The 12,270-nt window shown below is 73.8% G+C and carries 9 protein-coding genes; 5 read left to right on the top strand and 4 right to left on the bottom strand.

All coding sequences use genetic code 11. From position 1 onward, the window contains the following. Positions 1 to 148: 148 nt before the first annotated feature. On the bottom strand, positions 149 to 400 hold the full coding sequence (locus Q9S36_RS47865; RefSeq protein ID WP_311291791.1) for a hypothetical protein: 252 nt from the start codon (positions 398 to 400) through the stop codon (positions 149 to 151). Further along, positions 401 to 1,510: a glycine cleavage system aminomethyltransferase GcvT gene (gene gcvT, locus Q9S36_RS47860; RefSeq protein ID WP_311291790.1), complete on the bottom strand. Its 1,110-nt coding sequence runs from the start codon at positions 1,508 to 1,510 to the stop codon at positions 401 to 403. 55 nt (positions 1,511 to 1,565) lie between these two features. Here gcvT and Q9S36_RS47855 point away from each other — a divergent pair, with 55 nt between their 5' ends. Further along, positions 1,566 to 3,092, top strand: a complete 1,527-nt coding sequence (locus Q9S36_RS47855) for a leucyl aminopeptidase (protein ID WP_311291789.1) — start codon at positions 1,566 to 1,568, stop codon at positions 3,090 to 3,092. Positions 3,093 to 3,110: 18 nt separating this feature from the next. Here the strand turns inward: Q9S36_RS47855 and Q9S36_RS47850 are convergent, their stop codons facing one another. Further along, a complete protein-coding gene (locus Q9S36_RS47850) occupies positions 3,111 to 3,482 on the bottom strand; it encodes an oxidoreductase (RefSeq protein WP_311291788.1) in 372 nt (123 codons plus the stop codon). Between the two features lie 172 nt (positions 3,483 to 3,654). Here Q9S36_RS47850 and lpdA point away from each other — a divergent pair, with 172 nt between their 5' ends. The 4 genes from lpdA (at position 3,655) to Q9S36_RS47830 (ending at position 11,671) form a co-directional block, all read left to right on the top strand. Beyond that, entirely contained in the window at positions 3,655 to 5,043 is a 1,389-nt protein-coding gene (lpdA, locus tag Q9S36_RS47845) for a dihydrolipoyl dehydrogenase (RefSeq protein ID WP_311291787.1), read from the top strand. A 42-nt stretch (positions 5,044 to 5,085) separates the two neighbouring features. After that, positions 5,086 to 7,080, top strand: a complete 1,995-nt coding sequence (gene sucB, locus Q9S36_RS47840; RefSeq protein ID WP_311291786.1) for a 2-oxoglutarate dehydrogenase, E2 component, dihydrolipoamide succinyltransferase — start codon at positions 5,086 to 5,088, stop codon at positions 7,078 to 7,080. Between the two features lie 125 nt (positions 7,081 to 7,205). Continuing rightward, the gene (locus Q9S36_RS47835; protein WP_311291785.1) at positions 7,206 to 10,718 is read left to right on the top strand and encodes an ABC transporter ATP-binding protein; all 3,513 of its coding nucleotides are present in this window, start codon (positions 7,206 to 7,208) and stop codon (positions 10,716 to 10,718) included. 62 nt (positions 10,719 to 10,780) lie between these two features. Beyond that, on the top strand, positions 10,781 to 11,671 hold the full coding sequence (locus tag Q9S36_RS47830; RefSeq protein WP_311291784.1) for a TIGR01777 family oxidoreductase: 891 nt from the start codon (positions 10,781 to 10,783) through the stop codon (positions 11,669 to 11,671). On the opposite strand, the gene Q9S36_RS47825 is transcribed toward Q9S36_RS47830, so the two are convergent. Next, entirely contained in the window at positions 11,617 to 12,192 is a 576-nt protein-coding gene (locus Q9S36_RS47825; protein ID WP_311291783.1) for a hypothetical protein, read from the bottom strand. The two genes, Q9S36_RS47830 and Q9S36_RS47825, sit on opposite strands and share 55 nt — an antisense overlap. Positions 12,193 to 12,270 lie beyond the last annotated feature (78 nt).

Raw genomic sequence — 12,270 nt, 5'->3', positions numbered from 1 at the left:
CGTCGTCGGCCGGGACACCCTCGTCCTCGAGGCCTCCGACCAGGTCGGGCCAGCGCGCGGCGAGGTAGTGCGAGAAGTCCGATCCGTCGGTCATGGCCACCTCACCTGCTCCCATCCTGCTTCGGAGCGCGGCCGCAGCCGGATGGCCTCAGGCGCTGAGCGACATCGGGCCGTAGACCCGCCGGTCGTGCTCGAAGAGCGTCACCGCGGCGACACCGTGCTCGGCCAGGTCCGGCCAGGTCTCGCCCACCCACGACTCGGCGTCGCCCTGCGTGCTGAAGCGCTGGTCGTCGAGGCCCGCGACCTCGACGGCCTCACCGGAGGCGTCCTCGAGGCGCCACCACCACGGTCGCTCGGAGGCCGATGGCGGACGGAAGGTGGGGGGCTGTCCGGGCAGCACTCAGGACTCCTTCACCGACGGGTCGACAAACGGCGGCTTCACCAGCTGGAACACCTCGCGCCGGCCGCGGATGTCGACGCCGACCTCGGCGTCCTCGGCGACCATGACGGGGATGAGGGCCAGGCCGATGCCCTTCTTCAGGGTAGGCGAGAAGGTGCCGGAGGTGATGTCGGCGAGGGGCACGTCCTGGGTCAGCGTCACGCCCATCCCGGGCCGCGGGATGCCGCGCCCGACGGCGACGAGACCGCGCAGGCGCCGCTTCGGCCCCTCCTCCTTGACGCGGAGCACCGCGTCGCGTCCCCAGAAGGACTCCTTCTTCCAGCCGACCGCCCACGAGAGGCCGGCCTCGACCGGGTTGGTGTCGAGGCTGATGTCCTGGCCGTGCAGCGGGTAGCCCATCTCGGTGCGGAGCGTGTCGCGCGCGCCGAGCCCGCAGGCGGTGATGCCGTGCTCCTCGCCGGCCGCCATCAGCGAGTCCCAGAGCTGCCCCGCCGCGTCGTTGACGACGACCAGCTCGTAGCCGCGCTCGCCGGTGTAGCCGGTGCGGCACACCACGACGCCGACCCCGGTGTCGTGGAGCTCGGCCTCGACGAAGGACATGTACTCGTGACCGGTCGGCAGGCCGACCTTCTCGAGCACCTCGTCGGAGCGGGTGCCCTGCACCGCGAGCACGGCGTAGTCGTCGTGGTGGTCGACGACCTTCACGCCGTCGGGTGCCTCGGCCTGGAGGCGACGCACCACCTCGGCGGTGTTGGCGGCGTTGGGGATGAGCAGCACGTGCTCGTCGTCGTGCCAGTAGGCGATGAGGTCGTCGACGATCCCGCCCGACTCGTCGAGGCAGAGGGTGTACTGCGCCTTGCCCGGCTGGATCTTGGCGAGGTCGTTGGACAGCGTCGCGTTGACGAAGTCGGCGGCGCCCGGCCCGGACACCATCGCCTTGCCGAGGTGGCTCACGTCGAAGATCCCCACGGACTCGCGGACGGCGGTGTGCTCCTTGACCACGCCGGTGGGGTACTCCAGCGGCATCGACCAGCCGCCGAACTCCGCGAACTTCGCGCCCAGCGCCTCGTGACGGTCGTGGAGCGGCGACTGCTTGAGCGTTCCTGCCATGCCGCGAAACCTACCGCAGGGCTCCCGCCGCGGAGCCTCCCCTAACATGCGGCGGGTGACGACGTACGCACTCCGTGCCGCCAGCCCCGCCAGGACCCGCGCCGACGCCGTGGTGGTGGGAGTGGTCGCGGGCGAGCAGGGCCCCCGCCTCTGCGACGCGGCCGAGGAGGTCGCCAAGGCCTATGGCCGCCGCCTGCGTCCCTTCCTCTCGACCATGGGCGTGACCGGCAAGGCCGGCGAGGCGGTGAAGGCACCGACGCGCGAGGAGGTCAACGCCCCCCTGCTGGTGTTCGTCGGCCTGGGCGAGGACCCGGCCGACCCCATCGCCGTACGCCGTGCCGCGGGCGTCGCGGCCCGCAGCGTGTCCAACGCGGCCTCGGTCGCCCTCGCCCTCCCGGCGGACACGCCCGAGCTGGTGTCCGCCGTCGTGGAGGGGCACCGCCTCGGCGGCTACACCTACACCGCCTACAAGTCCCAGAAGCCCGAGACCGACTCCCCGAACGACGTCGTGGTGCTGACCTCCATCGCCCGGCGGTCCGAGGCGCTCGCGGCCCTCGTGAGCGCCGAGGTGCTGGCCGACGCCGTGACGCTGTGCCGCGACTGGGTGAACACTCCCCCCGCCGACTGCACTCCCCCGCTGTTCGCCGACCTCGTCGCCGCCGCGCACAAGGAGGCCACCAAGGGCCGGGGCGCGCCCGAGGTCGCGCTCGAGGTGTTCGACCACGAGCAGCTCGCCGAGATGGGCTGCGGCGGCATCCTCAGCGTCGGCGGCTCGTCGGCCGCGCCCTCCCGGCTGGCGAAGCTCACGTGGGCTCCCGAGGACGCCGTCGCGCACCTCGCGCTGGTCGGCAAGGGCGTCACCTTCGACTCCGGCGGGCTCACCATCAAGCCGTCGTCGAGCATGATGAACATGAAGGGCGACATGGCCGGCGCGGCCAGCGTCGTCGTCGCCACCTTGGCCATCGCGCGACTCGGCCTGCCGGTCAAGGTCACTGCTTTCGCCCCGATGGCCGAGAACATGGTCTCCGGCACGTCGACGCGTCCGGGCGACGTGGTCACGATGCGCAACGGCACCACCGTCGAGATCGCCAACACCGACGCCGAGGGCCGGATGCTGCTCGGCGACGCCCTCGCCCTCGCGGTCGAGGAGGCGCCCGACGTGGTCGTCGACATCGCCACCCTCACCGGTCACATGCAGCTCGCGCTCGGCGACAAGGTCGGCGCCGTGATGGGCACCGACGACCAGGTGCCCGTGGTCCTCGCCGCCGGTGTCGCCGCCGGTGAGCAGCACTGGCCGATGCCGATCCCGGAGGAGATGAAGGAGCGGATCACCAGCTCCAAGGTCGCCGACCTGCTCCAGCACGACTGGGTGCGGTGGGGCGGCGGGCTCTTCGCCTCGGCGTTCCTGCGCGAGTTCACCGGCGGGCTGCCGTGGGCGCACCTCGACATCGCCGGCAAGGAGATCAACACCGGCGGCCCCTACGGCCACGTGCCGTCCGGGGCGACCGGGTTCGGGGTCACCACTCTCGTCGAGCTCGCCCGGAGGATCGCCGAGGACGGCGTGCCCGGCTCGGCGGACTGACCTCGCGGGTCGTACGGGCTAGTAGCCGCGGGCCCTGCGCTCCGCCTTCTGGCGCGCGTTGTAGTCGCGCATCCGCTGCGGCACGCCGACCACGGCGGCGTCGTAGGACGGCACCCGGTTCTTGTTGGCGAAGTCGTGGGCCCACTTCACGCTGGGCACGCGGCGGCGCGTCCACTCGCCGTCGTGCGCGACGAGCAGCAGCGTCACGTCGCTGACCGCGGTGCGGGGCTCGACGAAGCCCTCGACGCCCTGCCGGGTCGCGACGAACTTCTCGAGGTGGCGCACGTCCTCGCCGTCGGCGGCGCGGACCCGCGTGGAGCCGGTGCGCGTGGCGTCCCGCGCCGGACGACTGGTGCGCCCCTTGCGCCGGAATCGGTCGAACATGCCCATGGCCACCATTCTGCCGGGGCGGACCCCACATCGGCAGCAGTCACACCGATCACGCACCGAGCGACCGGCTGACGGGCTCGGGAAGACCCGGTGTGGACAGGCGCACGAAGAGTGCAAAGATGGGCGACGCCGAAGGATCAGCGGAGCGAGCGATGTGTGTGGAGGGATATCTGTGGCGGACGGTGAGTTCGACGTACTCGTCCTCGGGGCTGGTTCGGGCGGCTACGCCTGTGCCCTGCGAGCAGCCCAGCTGGGGCTGAGCGTCGGACTGGTCGAGAAGGGCAACCTGGGCGGCACGTGCCTCCACGTCGGCTGCATCCCGACCAAGGCCCTGCTCCACGCCGCCGAGGTCGCCGACTCCGCGCGCGAGGCTGCGCAGTTCGGTGTCACGGCGTCCCTCGACGGGATCGACATGGCCGGCGTCAACGCCTACAAGGACAAGGTCGTCGACCGCCTGTTCAAGGGCCTCACCGGCCTGATCAAGTCCCGCGGCATCACCGTCATCCAGGGCACCGGCACGATGACCGGTCCCCGCGAGGTGACCGTCGACGGCACCGCCTACACCGGCAAGGCCGTCGTCCTCGCCTCCGGCTCCTACAGCAAGAGCCTCCCCGGCCTCGAGGTCGACGGCGAGAGGGTGCTCACCTCCGAGCACGCCCTGCGCCTGGACCGCGTGCCCGCCTCGGCCATCGTGCTCGGCGGCGGCGTCATCGGCTGCGAGTTCGCCAGCGTCTGGAGGTCCTTCGGTGCCGACGTCACCATCGTCGAGGCCCTGCCGCGACTGGTCGCGGCTGAGGACGAGGCGTCCTCCAAGGCGCTGGAGCGGGCCTTCCGCAAGCGCAAGATCAGCTTCCTCACCGGCACCTCGTTCAAGAGCCTGAAGGTCACCGACACCGGCGTCGCCGTGACGGTCGAGGGCGCCAAGGACGGGGAGAGCGTGATCGAGGCCGAGGTGCTCCTCGTCGCCGTCGGCCGTGGCCCGTCCACCGACGGCCTCGGCTATGCGGAGCAGGGCGTGGAGATGGACCGCGGGTTCGTGCTCACCGACGAGCGCTGCCGCACCAACCTCGAGGGCGTGTACGCCGTCGGCGACATCGTCCCCGGCCTCCAGCTCGCCCACCGCGGCTTCCAGCAGGGCATCTTCGTCGCCGAGGACATCGCCGGGCTCGACCCGCGGCCGGTCGACGAGGCCGGCATCCCGCGCGTGACGTACTCCCACCCCGAGATCGCCTCCGTGGGCCTCGACGAGGCGAAGGCGCGCGAGCGGCACGGCGACGCGGTGACCACGGTGACCTACGACCTCGGCGGCAACGGCAAGAGCCAGATCCTGCAGACGCAGGGCTTCGTCAAGCTCGTCGGCCTGCAGGACGGCCCGGTCCTGGGCGTCCACATGGTGGGCGACCGGGTCGGTGAGCTCATCGGTGAGGCCCAGCTGATCTACAACTGGGAGGCGCACGCCGACGACGTCGCACCCCTCGTGCACGCGCACCCCACCCAGAACGAGGCGCTCGGCGAGGCCCACCTGGCCTTGGCCGGCAAGCCGCTGCACGCCCACTCCTGACACCACCGATTTCAGAAACCACCCCGCGAGCGAAGGAACCACATGGCCTCCGAAGTCACCCTCCCCGCACTCGGCGAGTCCGTCACCGAGGGCACCGTCACCCGCTGGCTCAAGCAGGTCGGTGACTCGGTTGCCGTCGACGAGCCGCTGCTGGAGGTCTCCACCGACAAGGTCGACACCGAGATCCCCTCCCCGGTCGCCGGCACCCTGCTGGAGATCAAGGCCAACGAGGACGACACCGTCGAGGTCGGCGCGGTCCTGGCCGTGGTCGGCGAGGAGGGCGAGTCCGCCGGTGACGCGTCCGGCTCCGCCGAGCCGGAGGCGCAGCCCGCCGACGAGCAGGAGTCGGAGAAGAAGGCCGAGCAGGAGGAGCAGCACGCCGAGGAGACCGGCGAGATGCCGGCCGGCGACTCCACCCCGGAGTCGGAGAAGGACGACGCCCCCGCCCAGTCCGAGCCCGCCGCCGAGCAGGCCTCGTCGGAGGCCTCGTCGCAGGACTCGTCCGGCGGGTCGGGCGGCTCCGGTGGTGGCAGTGGCGCCGGCACCCCCGTGACCCTTCCCGCGCTCGGCGAGTCCGTCACCGAGGGCACCGTCACCCGCTGGCTCAAGCAGGTCGGTGACGAGGTCGCGGTCGACGAGCCGCTGCTGGAGGTCTCCACCGACAAGGTCGACACCGAGATCCCCTCCCCGGTCGCCGGCACCCTGCTGGAGATCAAGGCCAACGAGGACGAGACCGTCGAGGTCGGCGCCGAGCTCGCGATCATCGGCTCTGGTGACGCGGCCCCCGCGCAGCAGGACGCGCCCGCCGAGCAGCAGCAGGAGGAGAAGGCACCCGAGCCGGAGCCGGAGCCGGAGCCCGAGCCCGAGCCGGAGCCGGAGCCGGAGCCCGAGCCCGAGCCCGAGCAGCAGCAGGCCGAGCCCGAGGCCAAGGGCGAGGCGCCGTACGCCCCCGCCCCGCAGGGCGAGCCGGAGCCGCAGCGCACCGACGCCGCCGCCCAGCAGCCCGCCCAGCAGTCCCAGCAGCAGTCCCAGCAGCAGTCCCAGCAGCAGGCGCCGCAGCAGTCGGCGCCGGCGGCGGGCGAGGGCGGCCGCGACCAGACGGCGTACGTCACGCCGCTGGTGCGCAAGATGGCCGACCAGCACAACGTGGACCTCTCCTCGGTGCAGGGCACCGGGGTGGGCGGCCGCATCCGCAAGCAGGACGTCCTCGACGCCGCCGCGGCGGCCCAGCAGGCGGCTGCCCCGGCCGCCGCCCCCGCAGCCGCCCCGGCCGCCGCGGGTGCTCCGCCGACCGCCGCCGCCCCGACGTCGGCGTCCCCGTCGCCGCTGCGCGGCACGGTCGAGCCGCTGTCGCGCCTGCGCAAGGTGATCGCCACCCGGATGGTCGAGTCGCTGCACGAGGCGGCGCAGCTCACCCAGGTGATGGAGGTCGACGTGACCGCGATCGCCCGGCTGCGCGAGTCGGCCAAGGCCGACTTCCTGGCCCGCGAGGGCGTGAAGCTGACCTACCTGCCGTTCTTCGCCAAGGCGGCGATCGACGCGCTGAAGCTGCACCCGAAGCTCAACGCGACGATCGACCAGGAGAAGGGCGAGGTGACCTACTTCGACCGCGAGAACATCGCGTTCGCGGTGGACACCGAGAAGGGCCTGCTCACCCCGGTCGTGAAGGAGGCCGGTGACCTGTCCATCGCCGGCCTGGCCAAGAAGATCGCCGACGTCGCCGAGCGCACCCGCACCAACAAGGTGACGCCCGACGAGCTCTCCGGTGGCACGTTCACCATCACCAACCTCGGCAGCTTCGGGGCGCTCTTCGACACCCCGATCATCAACAAGCCGCAGGTGGCGATCCTCGGCCCCGGTGCCGTGGTGAAGCGTCCCGTGGTCATCGACGACCCCAACCTGGGCGAGACGATCGCGGTGCGCCACATGGTCTACCTGTCGCTGACCTACGACCACCGCCTGGTCGACGGCGCCGACGCCGGCCGGTTCCTGCAGGAGGTCAAGAAGCGCCTCGAGGCAGGCCAGTTCGAGGTCTGAGCCGTCCTCGTACGACGCCCCGTCCGCATGCTGCGGGCGGGGCGTCGTCGCGTCCCGGAGGGTGTCCGACACCACCGGAAAACCGGAGGCGGGGTGTCGGACCCGACGTCTACCGTGGACGCACCGTGACTGCCACCGACCTCACCGCGCACACCTCCGCGGCACACCTCGATCCGTCACCCGCGCCGCCTCCCGGACGGGTGCCGGTCGACTGGCACCGCGTCCGTCGTCCCCTGACGCTGTTCTGCCTCGGGCTCGCCCTCGTCGGCGCCGTGTCGGCGTCCCTCGGCACCGTCGTGGCGGGCCGGCTGGCCGACGCCCCGACGTCCGCGCTCGTGGCCACGCTCGCGCTCTGCGTCGTGGGCGGGGCCGTCGTCGACACCGCGGCCCGCACCCTGTGGGGCGTGGTGGTCGACCGCGCCGAGGGGCAGCTGCGCGCCGACCTCATCGACGCCGCCATGGCGCAGCCGCTGTCCGAGCTCTCCGAGCAGGCCGTCGGCGAGGTCCTCGACCGCATCGACGACGACACCTGGGAGGTCGGCCAGCTGATGCGGTGGGGGGTGTGGATGGCCATCCGCACGGTGCTCTCCACCGGTCCGCTGTGGATCGTGGCCGGCCTCACCTGGTGGCCGGCCGCCCTGCTGTTCCCTCTCTGCGGCGTCGCGGTGTGGTCCCTGGTTCGCCACCTCCTCCCCCAGATCGCCGAGCGCAAGGTGCTGGAGGAGGCCGCCTGGACCGACCACGCCGCCTCGACCGAGGAGGGCATCGCCGCCCGCGACGACATCCGCACCTCGCTCGGGCAGCCCCACGTGCTGCGCCGCAACGCCGAGCTGGCCGCCGAGATCCACCGGCGGCTGCGCCGGGTGCTGGCCGTCGAGGTCAGCGTCACCCGTCGCAGCGGCGGCCTGCTCCACGGCGTGCTGGCGGCCACCGGCCTCATCGGCACCGCCCTGGTCCTCCACGGCGACCTCTCCACGGCCCGGCTCGTGACCCTGTTCCTGGTGACCACGATGTTCGTCGGCCAGGTCGACATGCTCGCGCGGCACCTGCCCGACCTCCAGGAGGGCATGGGCGCCGTGCTGCGCCTGCGCGGCATGCTCGCCGTCCCGGCCGAGCCCGTCGGCGGCGCCTCGCTGCCGCCCGGCCCGCTCGACGTCGAGCTCCGCCACCTCGCGTTCTCCTACGGCACCGGCACCTTCGCGCTCCGCGACGTCGACCTGGTCGTTCCCGCCGGCCACACCTGCGCGCTCGTCGGGCGCACCGGGTCGGGCAAGTCCACGCTCGCGTCCCTGCTCTCCCGCGCGGTCGAGCCGCCCCCGGGATCGGTCTTCCTCGGCGGCACCGACGTGCGCGACCTCGACCTGCAGCAGCTGCGCGCCGCCGTCGGGGTGGTGACCCAGCGCACCGAGGTCCTGGCCGGCAGCCTGGCCGACAACATCACGCTGTTCGCCGATGCCCCCCGCGGCCAGGTCGAGGCCGCCGTCGAGGAGCTCGGCCTGACCGACTGGGTCGCCGGCCTGCCGCAGGGTCTCGACACGCTCCTCGGCCCTGGAGGCACCAGCCTGTCGGCGGGTGAGGAGCAGCTCGTCGCCTTCGCCCGGCTCCTGGTGCGCGACGTGAGCGTGGTCGTGCTCGACGAGGCGACCGCCCGGATGGACCCGGTGACGGAGGCACGGGTGGTGCGCGCCGCCGACCGGCTGATCCGCGGACGCACCGGCATCCTCGTCGCCCACCGCCTCTCCACCACCGAGCGCGCCGAGCAGGTCGCCGTCCTCGAGTCCGGCCGGGTCGTCCAGCAGGGCGCCCGGGCACACCTCGCCGCGAGCGAGGGCCCGTTCCGGCGGCTGCTCGAGGCGGCCGCGCACGAGGTCGCCGTCGAGGAGCACCACGCCGACGCCGCCATCGGCACCGTGCGCCGCAGCACCACCCCGCCGGAGCCGCCCCACGTCGAGCCGCCCCTCGGCCTCATGCGCCAGGTCTGGCACTGCATCCGGCTCAAGCCCGAGTGGGGCCTGCTAGGCGCTGCGCTGTTCCTCGTCGCGTCGCTCACCGGCGCCTACGGCGCGATCACCGGCTTCGTGTGGGGCCACGTGGTGACGGGTCTCCAGCGCGGCGAGACGCCGGGCCTGATGGCCCTCGCCCTGGTGGCGTCGCTGATGATCGGCCCGCTGCTGCTCTCGCAGGCGTTCTGGACCTACCCGCACTGGTGGGTCGAGGTCCGCATGCGCGTGCGTGCCGCGGTGCTCGCCGGGCAGACCGACCAGCGCCGCCTGGTGCGCACCCCGCCGGGCGAGGTCGTGGCCCGGGCGATGGACGCCGACCGGATCGCGCGCTACACCGACCGCTGGGTCGACTTCGTCAACGGCCTGCTGGTCGCCACGGTCACCGCCGTGATCGCCGGCAGCTGGCTCGCCGGCGCGGTGCTGCTCGCGGTGATGACCGCCTCGGCCCTGGCGTCCTCCCTCGGACGTCGCGTCGCCGGTCGATCGGCCGCCGCCTCGTCAGCGGCCCGGGCCCGCTTCGGCCAGTCGCTCGTGTCGACCCTGGAGTCGATCCGCACGGTCAAGCTCGCCGCCGCGACCCCGCACCTGCACCGCCACCTCCGCGACGTCGACGGCGGGCGAGTCGATGCCGCCGTGCGCGAGCACCGCGTGCAGTCGCTCCTCGACGGCGTGCCGGTCGTGATGGTCCAGTGCGGTGTGGTCGCGGCCTGGGCCGGGCTCCTCACCGGTCACTGGGGCCTGGCCACGGCGCTGCTCGTCGCCAACGCGGTGAGCGGGTTCGACTGGTTCGGCCGCGTGGCCGGCGCCGTCGTCACCGAGGCGCCCGGCACGCGCGCCTGGATGGAGGCGACCAGCAGGCTGGCCGGCGGCGGTGACCTGATGGAGCTGCCCGGCGGCATGGACCTCATCGCCGGCACGGCCACCCCTCCCGGTCGTCCCGAGCCCGAGCCGCTGCGCACCCTCGCCCTGCGCGACGTCGCGGCGGTCCACGACGACGGCACCCTCGGCGTCCAGGCCGTCGACCTCGACGTCCGCGCCGGCGAGCTGGTGCTGCTGCTCGGGCAGGTCGGGTCGGGCAAGTCCAGCCTGCTCGGCGCCCTCGCCGGGCTGGTCAGCACGACCGGCGAGATCCGCTGGAACGACCGGCTCGTCCACGACGCGCAGGCCGACCTGCGTCCCGCCCGGGTGGCCCACGTGGCCCAGGTGCCGCGCGTGCTGTCGGGCAGCTTCACCGGCAACGTCGGCCTCGACCACCCGACCCGCCCGGTGCTGCCCTCCCTCGAGGCTGCGCGCATGGGCCGCGACGTCAGCGAGGCGGGCGGGCCCGACTCCCTCGTCGGGCACCGCGGCGTACGCCTCTCGGGCGGGCAGGTGCAGCGCCTGGCCCTGGCCCGCGCGCTGGCCACGGAGTCCGACGTGCTGCTCGCCGACGACGTGTCGTCCGCGCTCGACGCCGCCACCGAGATCGAGCTGTGGCAGGCGCTGCGCTCGCGCGGTGCCACGGTGATCGGCGCGACCAGCAAGGCCGCCGCGCTCGCGCAGGCCGACCGGGTGGTCGTCCTCGACTCCGGACGGGTGGTCGACCAAGGTCCGTGGACCGAGCTGTCCCCGCGCTGGCGGCACCTGGCCGGCTGACGCGGCCCCGCCCTCGTCCGGTCCGGCGGGCTGCTGCTTGGGCCGCATGGTTGGGTGGTCGCATGCGCGTCGTGATCGCCGGAGCGTCGGGATTCCTCGGCACCCACCTGACCGAGCACCTGCGGGTGCACGGCCACGAGGTCACCGCCCTCGTGCGCCGCGAGCCGGCCTCCGCGCACGAGTCGCGCTGGGACCCGCGTGCGGGCGAGGTCGACGTCGAGGTGGTCGGGCGCGCCGACGCGGTGGTCAACCTCGCTGGCGCGAGCATCGCCGGCAACCCGCACTCTAGGCGGTGGGCCGAGGAGGTCCGGGAGAGCCGCGTGTCGACGACCGGCCTGCTCGCCCGCACCATCGCGGACGCGGAGCGACCGCCGGCCTTCCTCGTCGGCAACGGCATCGCCTGGTACGGCGACCACGGCGCCGCGCCGGTCACCGAGGACTCCGAGAGCCTCGGCGACGCCTTCCTCACCCGGGTCACCCGCGAGTGGACCGCCGCGGCCGACCCGGCCCGGGAGGCGGGTGCGCGGGTGTGCGTGCTGCGCACCGCGCCGGTCATGGACCGCACCTCACCGCCCCTGAAGCAGCTGCGCCTGCTGTTCAAGGCCGGACTCGGGGCGCGGCTCGGCTCGGGCGAGCAGTACTTCCCGATGATCTCGCTGCGCGACTGGATCGGCGCGGTGAGCTACCTCCTGGAGTCCCGCGACGTCAGCGGGGCGTTCAACCTGTGCTGCCCCACCACCCCGACCAACGCCGAGTTCACCCGGGAGCTGGCCAGGGCCGTGCACCGCAAGGCGCTGTTCGCGGCGCCGGCACAGGTGCTCAGGCTGGCTGCGGGCGACCTGTCCTCGGAGCTGCTCGGCTCGGTCAACGCCCGCCCGGCCGCCCTGGAGCGCGCCGGCTACGACTTCGAGGACGAGGACGTCCGCGAGGTGCTGGCCTCGGCGCTGGCCTGACCGCGGGACCGCACCTCGGCGACCAGCCAGCGCTCCCCCGTCCTCACGAGCACCACCTGCCGCGTGGACGCCCGGTCGGCCGGAAGGGCGACCGGCGAGGGGCCGCCGACCACGGATCCGCCGACGACCCGGTCGGTGACGTCGAGCACGAGCCGGCGCGCCGACCGGTGGACCACGTCGAGCGCGAGCACCTGGGTGGTCAGTCCCTCGACCCGCAGACCGCGATCGAGGTAGTGGCGCAGGAGGCGGAGGTCGGCGCGGCCCGTGCGTGAGCCGACGGCGTACAGCCCGCGCAGAGCCTCGACGTCGCCGGCGGCCCACGCCGCTGCCCGCTGCTCGTCCCACCGCGCCAGCACCCCCGCCGGCCCCGGGGCCGCCCCGGCTGCGGCGCGTGGCACCACCGCCTCGCGCCGTGGCGCCTCGGGACCGTCACCCGGACGGGCCAGGCCGACGACCGTCGTCGCGACCACGCACGCGGCGGCCACGGCGGCCAGGACGGGGAGGATGCGTCGGGGGTCCACCGGTCCAGCCTCGCCGATCCGGCGCGGACGCGTCGGCGGCCGTCCACAGGCCCGGGCCGTCCGGCACCCGCGTGGGCG

Source organism: Microbacterium sp. ARD31, from assembly GCF_031844425.1.
Note: the sequence above shows the minus strand (reverse complement) of the source record. Positions and strands in the feature narration are given on the sequence as shown.